Annotated in this window: 20 protein-coding genes; 5 read left to right on the forward strand and 15 right to left on the reverse strand. The window is 63.6% G+C overall.

Annotated features, from left to right (window positions below; translation table 11 throughout):
- Positions 1-11 precede the first annotated feature (11 nt).
- The 6 genes from ACVWZ5_RS13125 to rplM all read right to left on the reverse strand — a co-directional run bounded on the left by ACVWZ5_RS13125 (position 12) and on the right by rplM (position 4,436).
- A complete protein-coding gene (locus ACVWZ5_RS13125; RefSeq protein ID WP_062575079.1) occupies positions 12-635 on the reverse strand; it encodes a glutathione S-transferase N-terminal domain-containing protein in 624 nt (207 codons plus the stop codon).
- A gap of 116 nt (positions 636-751) precedes the next feature.
- Complete coding sequence (locus ACVWZ5_RS13130) at positions 752-1,531, reverse strand: cytochrome c1 (protein WP_028689759.1); 780 nt, start codon at positions 1,529-1,531, stop codon at positions 752-754.
- Positions 1,531-2,742, reverse strand: coding sequence for a cytochrome b (locus tag ACVWZ5_RS13135; protein WP_028689760.1), 1,212 nt, complete (start codon positions 2,740-2,742; stop codon positions 1,531-1,533). Before ACVWZ5_RS13135 ends, ACVWZ5_RS13130 begins: the two co-directional genes overlap by 1 nt.
- Positions 2,742-3,335: a ubiquinol-cytochrome c reductase iron-sulfur subunit gene (gene petA / locus ACVWZ5_RS13140; protein ID WP_023628711.1), complete on the reverse strand. Its 594-nt coding sequence runs from the start codon at positions 3,333-3,335 to the stop codon at positions 2,742-2,744. Before petA ends, ACVWZ5_RS13135 begins: the two co-directional genes overlap by 1 nt.
- 265 nt (positions 3,336-3,600) lie before the next feature.
- Positions 3,601-3,993, reverse strand: a complete 393-nt coding sequence (rpsI, locus tag ACVWZ5_RS13145) for a 30S ribosomal protein S9 (protein WP_003260797.1) — start codon at positions 3,991-3,993, stop codon at positions 3,601-3,603.
- Positions 3,994-4,007: 14 nt separating this feature from the next.
- A complete protein-coding gene (gene rplM, locus ACVWZ5_RS13150) occupies positions 4,008-4,436 on the reverse strand; it encodes a 50S ribosomal protein L13 (RefSeq protein ID WP_008097538.1) in 429 nt (142 codons plus the stop codon).
- A 257-nt stretch (positions 4,437-4,693) separates the two neighbouring features.
- Here rplM and ACVWZ5_RS13155 point away from each other — a divergent pair, with 257 nt between their 5' ends.
- A complete protein-coding gene (locus ACVWZ5_RS13155; RefSeq protein WP_062575080.1) occupies positions 4,694-5,734 on the forward strand; it encodes an NADP(H)-dependent aldo-keto reductase in 1,041 nt (346 codons plus the stop codon).
- 257 nt (positions 5,735-5,991) lie between these two features.
- The gene (locus ACVWZ5_RS13160) at positions 5,992-6,888 is read left to right on the forward strand and encodes a GlxA family transcriptional regulator (RefSeq protein WP_167388431.1); all 897 of its coding nucleotides are present in this window, start codon (positions 5,992-5,994) and stop codon (positions 6,886-6,888) included.
- A gap of 33 nt (positions 6,889-6,921) precedes the next feature.
- Here the strand turns inward: ACVWZ5_RS13160 and zapE are convergent, their stop codons facing one another.
- The 3 genes from zapE to ACVWZ5_RS13175 all read right to left on the reverse strand — a co-directional run bounded on the left by zapE (position 6,922) and on the right by ACVWZ5_RS13175 (position 10,143).
- Positions 6,922-8,016, reverse strand: a complete 1,095-nt coding sequence (zapE, locus tag ACVWZ5_RS13165; RefSeq protein WP_028689763.1) for a cell division protein ZapE — start codon at positions 8,014-8,016, stop codon at positions 6,922-6,924.
- A 116-nt stretch (positions 8,017-8,132) separates the two neighbouring features.
- Complete coding sequence (locus ACVWZ5_RS13170; protein WP_062575081.1) at positions 8,133-9,482, reverse strand: tryptophan--tRNA ligase; 1,350 nt, start codon at positions 9,480-9,482, stop codon at positions 8,133-8,135.
- A 25-nt stretch (positions 9,483-9,507) separates the two neighbouring features.
- On the reverse strand, positions 9,508-10,143 hold the full coding sequence (locus ACVWZ5_RS13175) for an alpha/beta hydrolase (RefSeq protein ID WP_258800463.1): 636 nt from the start codon (positions 10,141-10,143) through the stop codon (positions 9,508-9,510).
- A 135-nt stretch (positions 10,144-10,278) separates the two neighbouring features.
- Between ACVWZ5_RS13175 and ACVWZ5_RS13180 the strand changes: the two genes are divergently transcribed.
- The gene (locus ACVWZ5_RS13180) at positions 10,279-10,716 is read left to right on the forward strand and encodes a YhcB family protein (protein WP_028689766.1); all 438 of its coding nucleotides are present in this window, start codon (positions 10,279-10,281) and stop codon (positions 10,714-10,716) included.
- Between the two features lie 99 nt (positions 10,717-10,815).
- On the opposite strand, the gene mdeB is transcribed toward ACVWZ5_RS13180, so the two are convergent.
- Positions 10,816-13,494 (reverse strand): alpha-ketoglutarate dehydrogenase, encoded by a 2,679-nt coding sequence (gene mdeB, locus ACVWZ5_RS13185; RefSeq protein ID WP_457340668.1) that lies wholly within the window; start codon positions 13,492-13,494, stop codon positions 10,816-10,818.
- A 36-nt stretch (positions 13,495-13,530) separates the two neighbouring features.
- Complete coding sequence (locus ACVWZ5_RS13190) at positions 13,531-14,727, reverse strand: methionine gamma-lyase (RefSeq protein ID WP_062575084.1); 1,197 nt, start codon at positions 14,725-14,727, stop codon at positions 13,531-13,533.
- A gap of 127 nt (positions 14,728-14,854) precedes the next feature.
- Between ACVWZ5_RS13190 and ACVWZ5_RS13195 the strand changes: the two genes are divergently transcribed.
- Positions 14,855-15,334, forward strand: a complete 480-nt coding sequence (locus tag ACVWZ5_RS13195; RefSeq protein ID WP_457340669.1) for an Lrp/AsnC family transcriptional regulator — start codon at positions 14,855-14,857, stop codon at positions 15,332-15,334.
- Between the two features lie 85 nt (positions 15,335-15,419).
- Here the strand turns inward: ACVWZ5_RS13195 and cysN are convergent, their stop codons facing one another.
- The 3 genes from cysN to ACVWZ5_RS13210 all read right to left on the reverse strand — a co-directional run bounded on the left by cysN (position 15,420) and on the right by ACVWZ5_RS13210 (position 19,303).
- Complete coding sequence (gene cysN / locus ACVWZ5_RS13200; protein WP_062575086.1) at positions 15,420-17,321, reverse strand: sulfate adenylyltransferase subunit CysN; 1,902 nt, start codon at positions 17,319-17,321, stop codon at positions 15,420-15,422.
- 16 nt (positions 17,322-17,337) lie between these two features.
- Positions 17,338-18,255 carry a sulfate adenylyltransferase subunit CysD gene (gene cysD / locus ACVWZ5_RS13205; RefSeq protein WP_011535568.1) on the reverse strand — a complete coding sequence of 306 codons (918 nt, stop codon included), beginning with the start codon at positions 18,253-18,255 and terminating at the stop codon, positions 17,338-17,340.
- A gap of 289 nt (positions 18,256-18,544) precedes the next feature.
- Positions 18,545-19,303: a Nif3-like dinuclear metal center hexameric protein gene (locus tag ACVWZ5_RS13210; RefSeq protein ID WP_028689771.1), complete on the reverse strand. Its 759-nt coding sequence runs from the start codon at positions 19,301-19,303 to the stop codon at positions 18,545-18,547.
- 204 nt (positions 19,304-19,507) lie between these two features.
- Between ACVWZ5_RS13210 and algW the strand changes: the two genes are divergently transcribed.
- Entirely contained in the window at positions 19,508-20,668 is a 1,161-nt protein-coding gene (gene algW, locus ACVWZ5_RS13215; protein WP_062575087.1) for a Do family serine endopeptidase AlgW, read from the forward strand.
- A 177-nt stretch (positions 20,669-20,845) separates the two neighbouring features.
- Here the strand turns inward: algW and ACVWZ5_RS13220 are convergent, their stop codons facing one another.
- Positions 20,846-21,610, reverse strand: coding sequence for an amino acid ABC transporter ATP-binding protein (locus ACVWZ5_RS13220; RefSeq protein ID WP_028689773.1), 765 nt, complete (start codon positions 21,608-21,610; stop codon positions 20,846-20,848).
- Between the last annotated feature and the right edge of the window lie 6 nt (positions 21,611-21,616).

Here is a 21,616-nt window from a genome sequence, read left to right on the forward strand (position 1 = left end):
AACGGTTCCTCTTAAACCTTGCGCATTTCACGTTCGGCAGCGGACAGGCTCGCCTGGAAAGGCTCGCGGGCGAACTGTCGCTCCATGTAATCCAGCAGCGGCTTGGCCTGCCGCGGCAACTCGATACCCATCACCGGCAAACGCCAGAGAATGGGCAGTAGACAGCAATCGACCAGGCTTTGCTCCTCGCTCATGAAGCAGGGCATCTCGCCGAACAGCGGGGCCACGCCGGTCAGGCTCTCGCGCAGCTCCTTGCGCGCCTGGGTGCGTGCCGCCTCGCTGCTGCGCGCATCGAGCACGGTGTCGGCCAGGGCGCACCAGTCACGCTGGATGCGGTGCATCAGCAGGCGGCTGTTGCCCCGAGCTACCGGGTAGACCGGCATCAGCGGCGGATGCGGGTAACGCTCCTCGAGGTACTCCATCACCACGGTCGATTCGTACAACGCCAGGTCGCGATCGACCAGGGTCGGCAAGCTGCCATAAGGGTTCACTTCAATCAGCTTGGGCGGCAGGCGATTGGCGTCGACATCGATGATCTGCACCGTGACGCCTTTCTCCGCAAGCACCAGGCGGACCCGATGAGAGTAATGATCAGCGGGGTCGGAATAGCAGGCTAACCTGTTGGTTGCGCCCATGTAGCGCCTCCTCGCACGGGATGCTTGTAAAACTTAAATGAAAACGCGCCCGGGGCGCCCCAGCACTATCGCTGGAGCCCCCCGGGCGCGTTCAACTACCAGAAACTACTGCGTGATCAGTGCACGTCCTTCCAGTATTCGCGCTTGAGCAAGTAGGCGAACACGAAGAAGAAAGCCAGGTACAGCAACACGTAGGTACCGATGCGCTGGCTTTCCAGTTTGACCGGGTTGGCCGAATAGGCCAGGAAGGTCACCAGGTTCTTGACCTTCTCGTCGAACTGCTCGGCTGTCAGGGTACCGGATTTCTCCTCCACGGTCAGCTGGTCGCACGCCTCATGGGTCAGCGGGCTGCCGGTCAGCGGGTCGAACTGCTTCTTGCCATCGACCTCGGTCTGCACCTGCTTGCAACCGATCACCTGGTTGCCCTGCAGGCCCACCAGCACGTTGGGCATGCCGACGTTGGGGAAGACCTTGTTGTTCACCCCGTATGGCCGCGTCTTGTCCTCGTAGAAGCTGCGCAGGTAGGTGTACAGCCAGTCGCTGCCACGCACCCGGGCGACCAGGGTCAGGTCGGGCGGCGCGGCGCCGAACCAGGTCTTGGCATCGCTGGGCTGCATGCCGATCTTCATGTGGTCGCCGATCTTGGCGCCGGTGAACACCAGGTTCTCGAGCATCACCTCATGCGGGATCCCCAGGTCGTCGGCGACTCGCTCGTACCGCTGGAACTTGGCGCTGTGGCACCCCATGCAATAGTTGGCGAAAGTACGCGCGCCATCCTGCATCGCGGCCTTGTCGGTCAGGTCGATATCGACCTTGTCCAGCTCCAGGCCATGCTCGGCGGCGAAGGAAAGGCCAGGCATCAGTGCCAGCAAGCATACTGCAATAAACTTTTTCATCAGCCAGTCACCCTTTCCGGAACCGGTTTGGTCTTCTCGAGCCTTGTGTAGAACGGCATCAGCAGGAAGTACGCGAAATACAGCACCGTGCACACCTGCGACAGCAAGGTACGCCCTGGTGTCGGCGCCAGCACGCCCAGTACACCAAGGATGATGAAGGCCACGCAGAACACCAGCAGGAAGATCTTGCTCAGCCAGCCTTTGTAGCGCATGGAGCGCACCGGACTGCGGTCGAGCCAGGGCAACACGAACAGCACGGCGATCGCCGCACCCATGGCGATGACCCCGAACAGCTTGTCGGGTACCGCACGGAGGATCGCGTAGAACGGCGTGAAGTACCACACCGGCGCGATGTGCTCAGGGGTCTTGAAGGCGTTGGCCTGCTCGAAGTTCGGTTTTTCCAGGAAATAGCCACCCATTTCCGGGAAGAAGAACACCACCGCGCAGAACACGAAGAGGAACACCACCACGCCGACGATATCCTTGACGGTGTAGTAAGGGTGGAACGGGATGCCATCCAGCGGGATGCCGTTCTCGTCCTTTTTCTTCTTGATGTCCACGCCATCGGGGTTGTTCGACCCCACTTCGTGCAGCGCCAGGATGTGCAGCACCACCAGGCCGAGGATCACGATCGGCAGGGCCACCACATGCAGGGCGAAGAAGCGGTTCAGGGTGATGCCGGAGATCAGGTAGTCACCACGAATCCACTGGGTCAGGTCATCACCGATGACCGGGATCGCGCCGAACAGCGAGATGATCACCTGGGCGCCCCAATAGGACATCTGGCCCCATGGCAGCAGGTAGCCCATGAACGCCTCGGCCATCAGCGCCAGGTAGATCAGCATGCCGAACAGCCAGACCAGCTCGCGTGGCTTCTGGTAGGAGCCATAAAGCAGCCCGCGGAACATGTGCAGGTAGACCACGATGAAGAACGCCGAGGCGCCGGTGGAGTGCAGGTAGCGCAGGATCCAGCCGTACTCGACGTCGCGCATGATGTACTCGACCGAGGCGAAGGCCTCTTCCGCCGAGGGGGTGAAACTCATGGTCAGCCACACGCCGGTAACGATCTGGTTGACCAGCACCAGCAGTGCCAGGGAGCCGAAGAAGTACAGGAAGTTGAAGTTCTTGGGCGCGTAATACTTGCTCAGATGGTCTTCCCACATCTTCGTCGCGGGGAAGCGCGCATCGATCCACTCCATGAACTTGCTCATCATGCGTTCTCCTGATCGACGCCGATGACGATGATTTCGTCCGACTCGTACGAGTGCGGTGGCACTGGCAGGTTGAGAGGGGCAGGCTGGGACTTGTAGACCCGGCCAGCCAGGTCATAGTGCGAGCCGTGGCACGGGCAAAAATAGCCACCGACCCACTTCGGGCCGAGGTCGGCGGGAGCGACTTCAGGACGGAACGTCGGCGAGCAACCCAGGTGGGTGCACAGGCCGACCAGGATGAGGATCTCGGGCTTGATCGAGCGAACTTGCGGATCGACGTAGGTCGGCTGCACCGACGCCTTGGACTCGGGGTCGGACAGCTCACCGGTGATCTTTTTCAGATTGCCGAGGATCTCTTCCGTTCGCCGCACGATGAATACAGGTTGACCGCGCCACTCGGCCACCATCTGCTGGCCGGGCTCGACCTTGGCGATATTGACCTTCACCGGTGCCCCTGCGGCTTTCGCCTTGGCACTGGGAAACCATGACCCCACGAACGGTACCGCAGCCCCCACTGCCCCCGCTGCCCCGACCACGGATGTCGCGGCTACGAGGAAGCGGCGCCGGCCTGCGTTGACGCCGTCATTGCTCATTCAGTCCTCTCCCATCAGCTTGCTTGGCCTGCTCTAACAGGCATCTACTTAGGTATGTCTGTGGCACTAAAAATTGGCCGCAATGGTAAGGAACAAATCCACACGCTGACAAGGTGATTACCCGCTCGTCGGGCTACAACCCTCGCTTTGCTTGATCTGTGTCTATGCGACAAACGGCCACGGACTGACAGAGAGGTTAGTTCAAGACATAAAAAAAGCCCGGTTCCAAAAAGGAACCGGGCTTTTTTCGACTGCCGAAGCGGTATTAACGCTTGGAGTACTGAGGACGCTTACGCGCTTTACGCAGACCCACTTTCTTACGCTCGACTTCACGAGCGTCGCGGGTGACGTAGCCAGCACGACGCAGGGCGCCACGCAGGGTTTCGTCGTATTCCATCAGGGCGCGGGTGATGCCGTGGCGGATTGCACCGGCTTGACCGCTGACACCACCACCGGAAACGGTGACGTAGATGTCGAACTTCTCAACGGTCTCGGTCAGTTCCAGCGGCTGGCGAACAACCATGCGAGCGGTTTCGCGGCCGAAGAACACGTCCAGAGAACGGTTGTTGATGGAAATGTTGCCAGTGCCCGGACGCAGGAATACACGTGCGGTTGCGGTCTTGCGACGGCCAGTGCCGTAGTTTTGAGTCGCCGACATAATGAACTATCCCGTTAGATCTTCAGTTCTTGAGGCTGCTGAGCAGTGTGTGGGTGAGCTGCACCCGCGTACACTTTCAGCTTGCGGTACATGTCGCGACCCAGCGGGTTCTTCGGCAGCATGCCTTTGACCGCGGTTTCGATAACACGCTCAGGGGCCTTGGCGATCAACTTCTCGAAGTTGATTTCCTTGATACCGCCCGGGAAGCCGGAGTGGGAGTAGTACATCTTGTCGGAAGACTTGGCACCAGTCACACGGATTTGCTCGGCGTTGATGACGACGATGTAGTCGCCGGTGTCAACGTGAGGGGTGTATTCTGGCTTGTGCTTGCCACGCAGGCGGCTAGCGATTTCGGTAGCCAGACGACCCAGGGTCTGACCAGCGGCGTCGACTACGAACCACTCGCGCTTTACTGTTTCCGGTTTAGCAGTAAAAGTTTTCATTCTCTAAAGCCTCAGAGGCCGCCCAGCGAAAAATAGACGGCGAATCTTACTGGATAGTGCACAACTTGCCAAGGGCAAGCGCGCAGCCGAACGCTGACGCTTTTGGGGGCTCGGGTCGGGCACGCCAATGTTCGACAAGGGTTCCCCTGCATGGTGGTGCATCACTTCCGCCACACGGAGAGGGGCCGAATTATCCAGATTGCAGGAAAAATTTCAACCTGCTTTTATGGGCCTCTTTGCCATGGAGCGTCTTCCCGATGGAATACCGCAAGCTCGGCCGTACCGACCTCAACGTCAGCGCCCTGTGCCTGGGCACCATGACCTGGGGCGAGCAGAACACCCAGGACCAAGCCTTCGCCCAGATCGCCCTGGCCAAGGCACGGGGCATCAACTTCATCGACACCGCCGAGATGTACCCGGTGCCACCGCGCCCGGAAACCTACGCCGCCACCGAGCGCATCATCGGCAACTGGTTCGCCGCCAACGGCGACCGCGACGACTGGATCCTGGCCAGCAAGGTCGCCGGCCCCGGCAACGGTATCAGCCACATCCGCGACGGCCAGCTCAAACACAATCGCCAGCACATCGTCGCCGCCCTGGACGAGAGTCTCAAGCGCCTGCAGACCGACCGCATCGACCTGTACCAGCTGCACTGGCCCGAACGCAGCACCAACTTCTTCGGCAAACTCGGTTACCAGCACCTGCCCCAGGACATCTTCACCCCGCTGGAGGAAACCCTGGAGGTACTCGACGAGCAGGTCCGCGCCGGCAAGATCCGCCATGTCGGCCTGTCCAACGAAACCCCATGGGGTACCCTGAAGTTCCTGCACCTGGCCGAGACCCGCGGCTGGCCGCGGGCGGTGTCGATCCAGAACCCCTACAACCTGCTCAATCGCAGCTTCGAGGTGGGCCTGGCAGAGGTGGCGATCCGCGAGCAATGCGGTCTGCTGGCCTATTCACCGCTGGCCTTCGGCATGCTCTCGGGCAAGTACGAAAATGGCAACCGCCCGGCGAACGCCCGCCTCACCCTGTTCAGCCGCTTCGCCCGCTACTCCAACCCGCAGACCGTGGCCGCCTGCGGCCGCTACGTGCAACTGGCCCGCGAGCACGGCCTGGACCCGGCGCAGATGGCGCTGGCGTTCGTGACGCGCCAGCCGTTCGTGACCAGCAACATCATCGGCGCCACCAGCCTCGATCAGTTGCGCAGCAATATCGACAGCCAGGCGCTGAACCTGGGCGATGAGCTGCTGGCAGCGATCGAGGCGGTGCATCAGGAGCAGCCGAACCCGGCGCCTTGAGCGGCTACCGAGTCACCAGGCAAGCCCGGCGTGGATGCGTGGGAGCGGGCTTGCCCCGGCGAGAGAGATCGTACTTTGGCGGGGTAGACACAATCGCCAAAAAATAAGACGATCCAGCCGGTGATTGACCACTCTACCCTATAAGAACAATGACAATGATGTTTACCCAACCCTCCGCGTCCTTGCGGCGCGTCAGCATCCTGGCCGTGGACAAAGTGTTCGCTTCGACACTGATGCAGGCCAAGGATTTCTTCCACCTGGCCAGCCTGCGCTACAGCAAGCAGCTGGGGCTGGGCCTGCAACCGATGTTCGAGATCGGCCTGGTGAGCCCGGACGGCTTGCCCGTGGACAGCTTCAGCAACGTGCAACTGCCGGTCGACAGCGGCCTGAACGACGCCGACGTGATCATCCTGCCGGCCTTCTGGGACGACTTCGACAACCTGCTGCAACGTTACCCCCAGGTCCTGCCCTGGCTGCGCGAGCAGCATGCCCGCGGCGCGGTGCTGTGCGCCGAGGCCAGCGGCGTGTTCTGGCTGGCCGAATCCGGGCTGCTCGATGGCAAGGAGGCGACCACCTACTGGCGCTTCTTCGCCAGCTTCGCCGAGCGCTTCCCGAAGATCCGCCTGAACCAGGACAAGCACCTGACCGACGCCGACAACCTGTACTGCGCCGGCGGCACCACCTCGGCCTGCGACCTGTACATCTACCTGATCGAGCGTTTCTGCGGCGCCAACGTGGCCCGCGCCGTGGCCCGCGACATCCTCTACGAGGTGCAGCGCAGCTACACCCCGGGGCGCATGGGCTTCGGCGGCCAGAAGCTGCACCAGGACCTGATAATCCTGCAGATCCAGCACTGGCTCGAGGAGCACTTCGCCGACAAGTTCCGCTTCGAGGACGTGGCCCGCAACCACGGCATGAGCATCCGCAACTTCATGCGCCGCTTCCAGAGCGCCACCGGCGACAAGCCCCTGCACTACCTGCAGCGGCTACGGATCGAGACGGCCAAGGGCCTGCTGTCGAGCACGCGCAAGAGCATCAAGACCATCAGCTATGAGGTGGGGTACGACGACGCGAGCTTCTTCGCACGGTTGTTCCGCCAGCATACGGAGCTATCGCCGAACCAGTATCGGCAGCAGTTCATGCAGGAGGCCTGAAAATCGCCGGGGCTGCCTTGCAGCCCCGGATTCTTACGGCTTGTGCGCCCGCGACAGGAACTCGTGGGACTGCATTTCCAGCAAGCGGCTGAGCGTGCGCTGGAACTCGAAGCTCAGGCGCCCGCCGGTATACAGATCCTTGAGCTCCACCTCGGCCGAGATGATCAGCTTCACGTTGCGGTCGTAGAACTCGTCGACCATGTTGATGAAGCGCCGGGCGATGTCGTCGGTGGTCACGCCCATCTGCTCGACGTTGCTCAGCAGCACGGCATGGAAGATCTTGCCCAGCTCGATGTAGTCGTTCTGGCTGCGCGGCCCGTCGCACAGGGCGCGGAAGTCGAACCAGGCAACGTCGTCGCAGGTGCGCAGGGCATGGATCGGGCGGTTCTCGATCATCAGCACGTCATTGTCGACGGCCTGGGTGCATTCCGGGGTCAGCGCCTTGAAGCTCGCCCGCAGGCTCTCGTGGGCCGCCTCGTTGAGCGGGAAGTGGTACAGCTCGGCCTGTTCCAGGTGACGCAGGCGGTAGTCGACGCCGCTGTCGACGTTCACCACGTCGGTGTACTGCTTGATCATGGCGATGGCCGGCAGGAAGCGCGCCCGCTGCAGGCCGTCCTTGTACAGGCCGTCGGGGACGATGTTGGAGGTGGCCACCAGCGACACGCCGTTCTTGAACAGCTCTTCCATCAGGGTGCCGAGGATCATCGCATCGGTGATGTCGGAGACGAAGAACTCGTCGAAGCAGATCACCTTGGCCTCTTCGCTGAAGCGTTTGGCGATGATGGTCAGCGGGTTTTTCTCGCCCTTGAGGGTCTTCATCTCCTCGTGGACGCGCTTCATGAAGCGGTGGAAGTGCGTGCGCATCTTCTGCTTGAACGGCAGCGCTTCATAGAAGGTGTCGACCAGGTAGGTCTTGCCTCGCCCCACCCCGCCCCAGAAGTACAGACCCTTGACCGGCGTCTGCTCCTTCTTGCCGAACAGCTTGCCGAACACGCCCGGCTTGTTGTTCTGCGCGCGCACCAGGTCGTCGTACAGGCGCTGCAGGTGACGCACCGCAGTTTCCTGCGCCGCATCATGGAAGAAGTCGGGACGTTTCAGATCTGCTTGATAGCGTTCTAGAGGAGTCATGATTTCGTTAGCGAGGCAACAAAAAACGGGCCGTCACTGTAGCGACCGGCCCGCCTGATGGCAATGATACATGCGACCACTTGCCTCATTACCTGCCTAGTGGGAGCGTAGGCGTATCAGTCCTGCTGTGGCGACAGGGCCTCGCGCAAGCTCACGATGGCCGCATCACGGGCCTCGGCGGCCTCGAACTGCGGCCCGTCGGCAACCTGCTCGCCCTCCAGCCACAGGCTGAAGCTCAGGCCCTCGACCCGCACATCGGCCTCGCCACCTTGCTGCAGTTGCTTGCTCACCGCACCCGCGCTCTTGCCATCGGCGAAGCTGCGCGACAGCAGCAGTTGCTCGCCATCGGCGGCCAGCAGTCGGAAGCGGAAGCTGCCGTCTTCATCGCGGAAGCTGACGAAGCGGGCGGTCTTGGCGGCCTTCTTCTTCACTTCAGTGGTGGCTTGCACGGTGGTGCGGAACGAACGCAGGCCAACCGCTTCACGCAACTGTTCGAGGAATGGCGTGGCAATCTTGCGGGCCTTGGCGGCACCGGCAAGGAGAATGTCCTCCAGGTCCGACGGGCGCGAGATCAGCTGGTGGTAGTGCTCGCGCTTTTCCGCCAGCTGGCCGTCGAGCAGCTGGAACAGGCGCTGCTTGGCTTCGCCCCAGCCCAGGCCCTGCACCAGCTCTTCACGGAACGCGGCGCATTGCGCTGGCGTGGAAAAGGCCTGGAACAGGGTGAACAGGTGCGAATTGTCCGGATCCTTGGCCTCGCCCGGCGCCTTGGAGTCGGTGACGATGCGCGAGATGGCGTCTTTCATGTCCTTGGCGCTGGTGAACAACGGGATGGTGTTGTCGTAGCTCTTGGACATCTTGCGCCCGTCCAGGCCTGGCAGGGTCGCCACGCTCTCCTCGATCACCGCTTCCGGCAGGGCGAAGAAGTCCTTGCCCTGGCCGAACAGGTGGTTGAAGCGCTGGCCGATGTCGCGGGCCATTTCCACGTGCTGGATCTGGTCGCGGCCGACCGGCACCTTGTTGGCGTTGAACATCAGGATGTCGGCGGCCATCAGCACCGGGTAGCTGAACAGGCCCATGGTCACGCCGGCGTCCGGGTCTTCGCCGGCCTCGACGTTCTTGTCCACCGAAGCCTTGTAGGCGTGGGCGCGGTTGAGCAGGCCCTTGGCGGCGACGCAGGTCAGCAGCCAGGTCAGCTCGGGGATTTCGGGGATGTCCGACTGGCGGTAGAAGGTCACCTTGTCCGGATCCAGGCCACCGGCCAGCCAGGTGGCGGCGATTTCCAGGCGCGAGCGCTGGATGCGCTGCGGGTCGTCGCACTTGATCAGGGCGTGGTAGTCGGCCAGGAAGTAGAACGAGTCGACGCCGGGCTGCTGGCTGGCGAGGATGGCCGGGCGGATGGCGCCGGCGTAGTTGCCCAGGTGCGGGGTGCCGGTGGTGGTGATACCGGTGAGGATGCGCGTGGTCATGGGTGTTCGCTTATTCAGGCTTGGCTCAGTTCGAAAGGCGCGGCAGCAGCAGATCCTTCAGATCGGTCAGCTTGCCATGGAAGAAGTGTCCGCATTCTGCCACTTTCAGCAGCTCATGGGGGCGCGACAGGTCATTCGACCAGTCGTAGACCAGTTGCGGATCGACCACTTCGTCGGTGTCCGGCTGCACCACTGTGAGGGCGACGCGCTCGGGCAACGGGAACTGTTCGTTCAGCCGCATCACCGCCGGGGCAATCATGAACAGCTGCTGCAGGGCCACGCCCCCGGCCTCCAGGCGACCGGCCAGGCTGGCGGCGACGAAACCACCGAAGGAGAAGCCCATCAGCACCAGCGGCAGTTCGGGATGCTGCGCGCGCAGCCAGGCCGCGGCGGCCTCGGCGTCGGCCACTTCACCGGCGCCCATGTCGTGGCTGCCGGCGCTCTGACCGACGCCCCGATAGTTGAAGCGCAACGTGATGTAACCGGCGTCGCGGGCAGTGCGTTGCAGGGTCGACACCACCTTGTTGAGCATGGTGCCGCCCTGGACCGGGTTGGGGTGGCAGATCAGCACAGCGCCACGGGCGTCGGCCACGTCCAGGTACAAGGCTTCCAGCTGGCCGCACGGGCCATCGATGAACAAGGGTGTTTCGCGGATAAGCAAGGCACTACTCCGTGACCTCGAGGAGGGTCGACTCGTCTAGCTGAGGAATTCTGTTCTGATTTGCGATCGCTCGCGGTATACAGCGCAGGTCTGAGCCGTTAACGTAAAGCAAAGCCGTTTATAGAGGAAGGACTCGTGGAACACTCGCTCCTTGTTTGGTTGCTGCCGACCCTGGCCCTGGTTGTCGGCGTCGTCGTCGGTTTCGCGCTGGCCCGCCTGCTGCCCAACGCGGCACCGAGCAACACCCAACGCCAGCTGGATGACATCCAGCAGCGCTTCGACAATTACCAGAATGAAGTGGTGACCCACTTCAACAGCACCGCTTCGCTGGTCAAGAAACTGACCCAGAGCTACCAGGACGTCCAGGATCACCTGGCCGACGGCGCCAACCGCTTGGCCCTGGACGAGCTGACCCGCCAGCGCCTGCTGGCCGCGCTGCACTCGGAAGCCGCGCAAGGCCCGCGTGATCGCCTGACCCCGCCGAAGGACACCGCCGAGGTGCCGCGCGACTACGCACCGAAGGCCCCGAACTCGCCGGGCATGCTCGACGAGAGCTACGGGCTCAAGCGTTGAGTCGATGACAGGAAGAAGGCCTCGAAAGAGGCCTTTTTTGTGGGCGGGATCTACCTTAGAGGGAGCGGGCTTGTCCCACGACAGGGCCGCCCAGATCCCTCACCGATACCAGGCCGCCCCCTCCTCGCCAATCCCATACCGCACCCTCGCCTCCCCCAGCACATCCGCCGCCAGCACGCCCTGGCACACCAGCCCGTACAAAGCCGCCAGCACCACGGCATGCCGATCCACCTCGAAGAACCGCCGCAGTTGCTGACGCGTGTCGCTGCGCCCGAAACCATCGGTGCCCAGGGTGATATAGGGCGCCTGCACATACTCGGCAATCAGTTGCGGCCAGGCTCGTACATAGTCGCTGGCCGCGATCACCGGAGCATCACCGGGCAGGCAATGACGCACGTGACAATCCGCCTGCTCCCCGGCCATCGCCAGGCGTTGCTCATCCCTGGCCCCACGCGCCAGCTCGCTGAAGCTGGTGACGCTGAACACCTCGCTGTCGACCTGCCAGTCGCTGGCCAACAACTCGCCGGCGGCGATCACCTCGCGCAGGATGGTGCCCGAACCCAACAGCCGTACCTGGCCACGGGACGCTGCCGACGCATGCCGGGCAAACCGGTACATCCCTCGCAACACATCCTCGTGCACGTCCTCGGGCAATGACGGCTGCGGGTAGTTTTCATTCATCACTGCCACGTAGTGGAACTCGTCCCGCTGCTCCACCAGCATGCGCCGCGCGGCATGGGCGAGGATCACCGCCAGCTCGCCGGCAAAGCACGGGTCCCAGGCACGGCAATTGGGCACCATGGAAGCCATGACCAGGCTCGAGCCGTCCTGGTGCTGCAGCCCCTCGCCACCCAGCGTGGTACGCCCCGCGGTGGCGCCAAGCAACAGGCCGCGGGCGCGCTGGTCGGCGGCGGCCCAGATCAGGTCGCCGACCCGCTGGAAGCCGAACATCGAGTAATAGATGTACACCGGCAGCATCGCCTCGCCATGCACGGCATAGGCAGTCGCCGCCGCGATCCACGAAGAGATCGCCCCGGCCTCGGTGATGCCCTCCTCCAGCAACTGGCCGTCGCGCGCTTCCTTGTAGACCAGCAGCGAGCCGGCGTCCTCCGGCTCGTATCGTTGCCCCTGGGGCGAGTAGATGCCGATCTGGCGGAACAGGCTGGCCATGCCGAAGGTGCGTGCCTCGTCGGCAACGATCGGCACCACCCGCGGCCCCAGCCCCGGCACCTTGAGCCAGTTGCCAAGCAGGCGCACGGCAGCCATGGTGGTGGACATCTCCTTGCCCTCGGCGCGCAGGGCAAAGCCGGCGAAGCTGTCCAGGTCCGGCACGGGCAGGCCGGCGCAGTCGCTGCGCCGCACCGGCAGCGGCCCGCCCAGGGCCTCGCGGCGCTGGCGCAGGTAGATCATCTCCGGGCTGTCGGCGGCCGGACGGTAGAAGCGCAACTGCTCCACTTCCTCGTCCGACAGCGGCAGGTGGAAGCGGTCGCGGAAGGCCAGCAGTGCCTGCACATCGAGCTTCTTGGCCTGGTGCGCGGTCATCCGCGACTCACCGGCACTGCTCATGCCGTAGCCTTTCTTGGTCTTGGCCAGGATCACCGTCGGCCGGCCCTTGCAGGCCTTGGCCGCGGCATAGGCGGCATGCAGCTTGCGAAAATCGTGGCCACCGCGCTTGAGGGCGTTGATCTCGTCGGCGCTCATGTGCGCCACCAGGCGCTGCAGGGCCGGGTTCTGCTTGAAGAAGTGCTCGAGGTTGTAGCTGCCGTCCTTGGCGCCGAGGGTCTGGAATTGCCCGTCGGGTGTCGCCGCCAGCTGGCGCAGCAGCGCATGCTCATGATCCCGGGCGAACAGCGCGTCCCACTCCGAGCCCCAGAGCACCTTGATCACGTTCCAGCCGGCGCCGCTGAACAGCGCTTCGAGCTCCTGGATGATCTGGCCGTTGCCACGCACCGGGCCGTCCAGGCGCTGCAGATTGCAGTTGACGATGAAGGTCAGGTTGTCCAGGCCTTCACGAGCAGCCAGGGTCAGGCCGGCGATCGATTCCGGCTCGTCCATCTCGCCATCGCCGAACACGCCCCACACATGCCGCGCCGAAGTATCGAGCAGGCCGCGGTGCTGCAGGTAGCGCATGAACCGCGCCTGGTAGATGGCATTGAGCGGGCCGATGCCCATGGAGCCGGTAGGGAACTGCCAGAAGTCAGGCATCAGCCAGGGATGCGGATAGGAGCACAAGCCGTTTCCCGCAACCTCCTGGCGGTAGTTGGCCAGTTGCGCCTCGCTCAGGCGCCCTTCAAGGAAGGCGCGGGCATAGATACCCGGCGCCGAGTGCGGCTGGAAGAACACCAGGTCGCCACTGCGCTGCGCGCCGCCGCCCTCGCCCCGGAAAAAGTGCTGGAAACCGACCTCGAAGATTTCCGCCGCCGAGGCATAGCTGGCGATATGCCCGCCCAGCTCGCCGTAGGCATGGTTGGCCCGTACCACCATGGCCAGGGCGTTCCAGCGCAGGATGCCGGTGATTCGCTCGTCCAGTTCCAGATCGCCCGGATAGCTGCCCTGCTGCTCCACCGGCAAGGTGTTGCGGTAGGCCGAGAAGGCCTGGGCCTCACGCTCCAGGCCCAGTTCCAGGGCATGGGCCTGCAGGCGCTGCAGCAGGTAGCGCGCCCGTGCCGGCCCGCAGTGGGCCAGGGTCGAGGACAGCGCCTCGCACCACTCGGCGGTTTCCCCGGGGTCACTGTCCAGCGCGGTTTCCAGGGCCGTCAACGGCTCGTTCGGGTTCATCATTGCTACCATCGCGCAGGCCTCGTCCGTGGCGGTTCAGGCGCAGGCCTTCAAGGCCTGGGCAATGTCGGCGAGCAGGTCGTCGATGTCTTCCAGCCCCACCGACAAGCGCACCAGCCCTTCCGAGATGCCATGCTCCGCACGCTCCTGCTGGGTATAGCTGGAGTGCGTCATGCTCGCCGGGTGCTGGGCCAGCGACTCGGCATCGCCCAGGCTCACCGCGCGGCTGAACAGCTGCAGGGCGTTCATGAAGCGACGACCGGCCTCGATCCCGCCCTTGAGCTCGAAGGCGATCATGCCGCCCGGCAGGCGCATTTGCCGCTGGGCCAGCGCGTACTGCGGGAAGGATGGCAGGCCCGGGTAGTGCAGCAGCTCGACCTGTGATTGTTCGGCGAGGAACTCGGCCACCTGCCGGGCATTGGCGCAGTGACGGTCCATGCGCAGGGCCAGGGTCTTGAGGCCGCGCATCAGCAGCGCCGCGTCATGGGGCGACAGCACCGCGCCGGTCATGTCCTTGAGCCCTTCCAGGCGGATACGGTCGACCAGTGCCTTGCGCCCGACCACCAGCCCGGCGGTGATGTCGCCATGCCCGGACAGGTACTTGGTGGCCGAATGCACCACCAGGTCCACACCCAGTTCCAGCGGGCGTTGCAGGTAAGGTGTGCAGTAGGTGTTGTCGACCACGATGCTCAGGTCGTGGCCACGGGCGGCATCGACCACCGCGGCAATGTCCACCAGCTGCATGTTGGGGTTGGCCGGGGTCTCGAAATAGATCATCCGCGTCTTCGGGGTGATCGCGGCCCGCAGTGCCGGGATGTCGTTGAGGTCGACATGGCGGATCTTCACGCCGAACTCGCCGATACCGTGGTGCAGGTAGGCGAAGGTGCAGCCGTACAGGGTACTGCCAACGATCAGCTCGTCACCCGGACGCAGCAGCGTCCATAGCGTGGCGGTGATGGCGCCCATGCCGGAGGCCAGCGCCAGCCCGGCCTCGCCCCCCTCCAGGGACGCCATGCGCTGCTCCAGCAGGGCCAGGGTCGGATTGGAAATTCGGCTATAGAAATGCCCCGGTTCCTCACCCGCGAAGCAGGCGGCGCCGTACTCGACGGTGGGGAAGGCATAGGTGGCGGTCTGGTACACCGGCGGCACCAGGGCACCGCCGTGGGACAGCGGGTCATAGCCATGGTGGATGGCACGCGTGGAGAAACCGGTGTTTTTGTTGGAGTCGCGCATGGCAACAGCCTCTTGTGGTTTGTTATAAGCTTATGCCACCAAGCTGCCGCGCTTTTTCCAAACTTGCCCACGCAATTGCGCAAGTTTTGAAAGAAAAACAACAAAAATAGAATCAGGAGGGCAAGATATGCCTTCAGCTCTCGACCGTACCGACCGCGCCCTGCTCGCCGCCCTGCAGGACAACGCCCGCCTGACCGTTTCCGATCTCGCCGACCTGGTCGCCTTGACCACTTCGCCCTGCTGGCGGCGGGTCAAACTGCTGGAGGACAACGGCTACATCACCGGCTACCAGGCCATTCTCTCGCCCAAGTCACTGGGCTTCGGAGTGACCGCGTTCGTCAGCATCATGATGGACTCGCACACCAAGGAGATGGCCCTGGCGTTCGAGCAGCGGCTGATGGAGATTCCCGAGATCGTCGCCTGCCACAACATCTCCGGGCGCTATGACTTTTTGCTGGAGATCCTGGCGCGGGACCTGGAGTCGTTTGGCGAATTCACCCGGGAAGTGCTGCAACGGTTGCCGGGGGTGAAGGAGATCTATTCGAGCTTTTCGTACAAGGCGGTGAAGGAGCGGCGGGTGATTCCCGTTACCGAGAAACATATCTAGCAATGCCGGGGGCGCTTTGCGCCCCAGCTCTCCCGAAGCAAACAAAAAACCCCGCCGAAGCGGGGTTTTTCATGCAGGGTGAAGATCAGATCGCACCACGCTGACGCAGCACATCCAGCACCAGTTTCACACCTTCATCGACACTGACCGACTGGGTGTCGATCACCAGGTCCGCATCCAGCGGCACGTCGAACGGGAAGCTCTCGCCCGGAATATTGTCGCCACCGGCCGCGTACAGCCCTTGCGGATCACGCTCACGGCACGCCAGCGGCGACGCCTGCACATAGACGGTGACCAGACGCTCCTTGCCGATCAGCGCCCTGGCCTGCTCGCGGCCTTCGGCATCCGGGGCAACGAACGCTGCCAGGGTCAGCAGGCCGGCTTCGTTGAACTGGCGCGCCACATGGGCGGCGCGACGCCAGTTCTCGGTGCGGCCGGCGCGGTCCTGCGGCAGGCCCTTGTTCAGGTCGTGGCGCAGGTTCTGGCCATCGAGCACATAGACCGCGCGGCCCATGTCGAACAGCTTGCGCTCCACGGCATAGGCCAGGGTGCTCTTGCCGGCGCCGGACAGGCCGCTGAACAGCACGGTGGCCGGCTGCTGGCCGAAGCGCAGGGCGCGCTCCTCGGTGGACACATGGGCCAGCTTGCCGTGCTGGCCGGTGCTGCCGTGCGGCAGTACCGGCGGGGCGATGATCATGCCGGCACCGACCGTGCCGTTGGTCAGGCGATCGATGACGATGAACGCGCCGGTGGTGCGGTTGCTCTCGTAGCCGTCCAGGGCGATGGCGCTGTCCAGCGCGACCTTGACCCGGCCGATCTCGTTGAGCTGCAGCGCGCTGGCGGCGCCCTGCTCCAAAGTGTTCACATCGACCTTGTGGGTGATGCTGGCAATCGAGCCCGGCACGTAGCTGGTGGCGCGCTTGATGTCGTACTTCTTGCCCGGGAGCATTGGCTCCTCGGCCATCCACACCAGCATGGCATCGAACTGGTCGGTGACCGGCGGTACGTTGTCGGCATGCACCAGCAGGTCGCCACGGGAGATGTCGATCTCGTCTTCCATGGTCAGGGTCACGGCCTGGCCGGGGCCGGCGTTCTCCAACTCGCCTTCATAGGTGACGATGGACTTGACCCGGCTGCTCTTGCCCGACGGCAGCACGACGATCTCGTCACCCTTGTGCACCACGCCACCGGCGATGGTACCGGCGAAGCCACGGAAGTTCAGGTTCGGACGGTTGACGTACTGCACCGGGAAACGCAGGTCGGTGACGTTGCGGTCGGCGGCGATCTCGACGGTCTCGAGGATCTCCATCAGCGCCGGGCCCGTGTACCATGGCGAGCGCTCGCTGCGGTTGACCACGTTGTCGCCCTTGAGCGCCGACATCGGCACGAAGTGCAGGCTGCTCGGCTTGAGGTTGATGCCCTCGGCGAACTTCAGGTAGTCGGCCTTGATCGACTCGAAGACCTGCTCGTCGAAGCCCTTGAGGTCCATCTTGTTGACCGCGACGACGATGTGCTTGATGCCCAGCAACGAGGCGATGTAGCTGTGTCGGCGGGTCTGGGTCTGCACGCCGTAGCGGGCATCGACCAGGATAATCGCCAGGTCGCAGGTGGACGCGCCAGTGGCCATGTTGCGGGTGTACTGCTCGTGGCCCGGGGTGTCGGCAATGATGAACTTGCGCTTGGCGGTGGAGAAGTAGCGGTAGGCGACATCGATGGTGATGCCCTGCTCGCGCTCGGCCTGCAGGCCGTCCACCAGCAGCGCCAGGTCGACTTCCTCACCGGTGGTGCCGGATTTTTTCGAGTCGCGGGTGATGGCCTCGAGGTGGTCCTCGTAGATCATCTTCGAGTCGTGCAGCAGGCGCCCGATCAGGGTGCTCTTGCCATCGTCCACGTTGCCGCAGGTGAGGAAACGCAGCAGTTCTTTGCGCTCGTGCTGAGCCAGATAAGCGAGGATGTCTTCGCTGATCAAATCGGATTGGTGCGACATGGAGTAACCCTGAAAATTAGAAGTAGCCCTGACGTTTCTTGTCTTCCATGGAGCCTGCGCCATCGTGGTCGATGACCCGGCCCTGACGCTCGGAAGTACGCGTCAGAAGCATTTCCTGAATGATGTCGGTCAGCGTTTCGGCTTCGGACTCGACTGCCCCCGTCAACGGATAGCAGCCAAGGGTGCGGAAACGGACCTTCTTCTTGACGATGCGGGCTTTTTCCTCGTCGCTCAGGTGCTCGAGGATGCGCTCGTCGTCGATCATGATCAGGGTGCCGTTCTTCTCGATCACTTCACGCTCGGCGGCGAAGTACAGCGGCACGATCGGAATGCCTTCGAGGTAGATGTACTGCCAGATGTCCAGCTCGGTCCAGTTCGACAGCGGGAACACGCGGATCGACTCGCCCTTGTTGACCTTGCCGTTGTAGATGTTCCACAGCTCCGGGCGCTGGTTCTTCGGGTCCCAGCGGTGCTTGCTGTCACGGAACGAGTAGACGCGCTCCTTGGCCCGCGACTTCTCTTCGTCGCGGCGCGCGCCACCGAAGGCGGCGTCGAAACCATGCTTGTCCAGCGCCTGCTTCAGGCCCTGGGTCTTCATGATATCGGTGTGCTTGGAGCTGCCATGGGTGAACGGGTTGATGCCCTGCGCCACACCCTCGGGGTTGACGTGGGTGATCAGCTCCAGGCCCATCTCTTCGACCATCTTGTCGCGGAAGCGGTACATCTCCTGGAACTTCCACTGGGTGTCGACGTGCATCACCGGGAACGGCAGCTTGCCCGGGAAGAACGCCTTGCGCGCCAGGTGCAGCATGACCGCGGAATCCTTGCCGATCGAGTACAGCATCACCGGGTTGTCGAACTCGGCGGCCACCTCGCGGATGATGTGGATGCTCTCCGCCTCCAGCTGTTTCAAGTGCGTCAGATTGTCGACCATGGCTACTCACGAAAAACGATCTTATGGACGGCCTGCGGGCCGTGTTCGAGCGAGCCACTTTATCACAGCACCTGATTCTATTTAGGAGGCTGCCTAGATCGAAACAATCTAACGATATGACTGGGGGTTTGGGCCATGCGAGGTCCCTGTAGGAGCGGCCTAGTGTCGCGAAAGGGCTGCGTAGCAGACCCAGAATTTTTGCGTTGGCGCATAAATCTTGGGGCCGCTTTGCGGCCCTTTCGCGACACGAGGCCGCTCCCACAGGAAACCGCATTCTTGCTGCTGGCCGTCAGATCGGATTCGGGCAATCGATGAACAGGTGCTCGACCGCGAACCGTCGCGCCAGGTAATCCCCCAACGCCTGCACGCCATAGCGCTCGGTAGCGTGATGCCCGGCGGCGATGAAGCTCACGCCGTTCTCGCGGGCACTGTGGAACGTCTGCTCGGACGCCTCGCCACTGATGAACAAGTCGACCCCGGCGGCGATGGCGGTGTCGATGTAGCCTTGCCCGCCGCCGGTGCACCAGCCGACCCGGCGGATCATCTGCTCGCCCTCGACGACCAACGGCTCACGCCCCAGCGCCTCGCGTACCCGACGGGCGAAGTCCCTCGCCGACACCGGTTCCGCCAGCGACCCGACCAGGCCGACCACCTTGGGATTGTTCGGGTCCAGAGGGCCTTCGACGGTAATGTCGAGCTGGCGCGCCAGCTGCACGTTGTTGCCCACTTCCGGGTGCACGTCCAGCGGCAGGTGGAAGGCCAGCAGGCTGATATCGTGCTTGAGCAGGGTCTTCAGGCGCCGCTGCTTGATCCCGGTGATGCACGGGTTCTCGCCCTTCCAGAAGTAGCCATGGTGCACCAGCACCAGGTCTGCCTCGGCCTCGACCGCCGCGTCCAGCAGCGCCTGGCTGGCGGTGACGCCGCTGACGATACGGCTGACCTGGGGGCGCCCCTCGACCTGCAGGCCATTGGGGCAGTAGTCCTGGATCTTCGCGCTGCCCAGGTAGCGCTCGGCTTCCTCGACCAGTGTATTGAGGGCGACGGCCATGAAAAATCTCCTCGAATTCGGCGTTGCGACAGGGCGCGAGGCCCTATAATGGCCGCCATTATGGGCCGTCGCCGGTTTCGGGGGAACCGGCGACAGTCGCCAGGGGATTCCGGCCATCGCTGATCGTTGTGTTCACGTGTATGATCGCGCGCGCTCGCCCCGGGCCGAACTGAAAGGCCCCCGCCCTACTCCCAGGATTCATTCATGTTCAAGGCTCTGCGTTACTTCGGCTGGCCCCTGCTCACCGGTGTGCTGATCGCCATCCTGATCATCCAGCGCTTCCCGCAATGGGTCGGCCTGCCCAGCCAGGACGTCAACCTGCAGCAGGCCCCGCAAACCACGAAAATCATGCAGGGCCCGGTGTCCTACGCCGATGCCGTGACCCTGGCCGCGCCGGCGGTGGTCAACCTGTACACCACCAAGGTGGTGAACAAGAGCGCCCACCCGCTGTTCGAAGACCCGCAATTCCGCCGGTTCTTCGGCGACAACCTGCCCAAGCAGCGGCGCTGGGAGTCGAGCCTGGGCTCGGCGGTGATCATGAGCCCGGAAGGCTACCTGCTGACCAACAACCACGTCACCAGCGGCGCCGACCAGATCGTCGTGGCCCTCAAGGACGGCCGCGAGACCCTCGCCCGGGTGATTGGCAGCGACCCGGAAACCGACCTGGCGGTGCTCAAGATCGACCTCAACAGCCTGCCGGCGATCACCATCGGCCGCTCCGACAATATCCACATCGGTGACGTGACCCTGGCCATCGGCAACCCGTTCGGCGTCGGCCAGACCGTGACCATGGGCATCATCAGCGCCACCGGCCGCAACCAGCTGGGCCTGAACAACTACGAAGACTTCATCCAGACTGACGCTGCGATCAACCCGGGCAACTCCGGCGGCGCGCTGGTGGATGCCAACGGCAACCTGGTGGGCATCAACACGGCGATCTTCTCCAAGTCCGGCGGATCCCAGGGCATAGGCTTCGCCATTCCGGTCAAGCTGGCACTGGAGGTGATGAAGTCGATCGTCGAGCACGGCCAGGTGATCCGTGGCTGGCTGGGCATCGAAGTGCAGCCGCTGAGCCAGGAGCTGGCTGAGTCGTTCGGCATGCAGGGCCGCCCGGGCATTGTAGTGGCAGGTATCTTCCGCGATGGCCCGGCGGCGCGCGCGGGGCTGCAACTGGGTGATGTGATCTTGAGCATCAACGGCGAACCGGCCGGTGACGGGCGCAAGTCGATGAACCAGGTGGCAAGGATCAAGCCCAACGAGAAGATCACCATCGAGGTGGTGCGCAATGGGCAGCAGCTCAAGCTGGTGGCCGAGGTGGGGCTGCGGCCGCCGCCGGCGCCGGTGGCCACGAAGGAAGAGAAGTAAACCAACACTTGCGCGATCCCTGTAGGAGCGGCCTTGCGTCGCGATGGGGCGCCTAAGCGGGCCGAGGTTTTCAGCTTCGCAGCACATGTCCCCGGGGCCGCTACGCGGCCCATCGCGACGCAAGGCCGCTCCTACAGGGACCGCGTCAGCCGCCCCGGTGGGGCGGCCCCGATTGCATCAATGCAGGATCTGGCTCAGGAACAGCTTGGTCCGATCACTGCGCGGCCGGTCGAAGAAGTCATCCGGCGCGGCCTGCTCGACGATCTCCCCCTTGTCCATGAAGATCACCCGGTTCGCCACGGTGCGGGCAAAGCCCATTTCGTGGGTCACGCAGAGCATGGTCATGCCGTCTTCGGCCAGGCTGACCATGGTGTCGAGCACCTCCTTGACCATCTCCGGGTCCAGCGCCGAGGTCGGCTCGTCGAACAGCATGATCTTCGGCTTCATGCACAGCGCCCGGGCAATCGCCACCCGCTGCTGCTGACCACCGGACAACTGCCCCGGGTACTTGTGCGCCTGCTCCGGAATGCGCACGCGCTCGAGGAAGTGCATGGCGATTTCCTCGGCCTTGCGCCGCGGCATCTTGCGCACCCACATTGGCGCCAGGGTGCAGTTCTCCAGGATGGTCAGGTGCGGGAACAGGTTGAAGTGCTGGAACACCATGCCCACCTCGCGGCGGATCGCCTCGATCTGCTTGAGGTCGTTGGTCAGCTCCACGCCATCAACGACGATACGCCCCTGCTGGTGCTCCTCCAGGCGGTTGAGGCAGCGGATGGTGGTCGACTTGCCCGAGCCGGACGGCCCGCACAGCACGATGCGCTCGCCCTGGCGCACGTTCAGGTTGATGTCCTTGAGCACATGGAACTGGCCGTACCACTTGTTAACGCCTTGCATCTGGATGATGCCTTCGGGGCCGGCAGGCTGCTTGATCGCTTCACTCATTTCGAA

This window comes from Pseudomonas sp. TE6283, assembly GCF_054060555.1.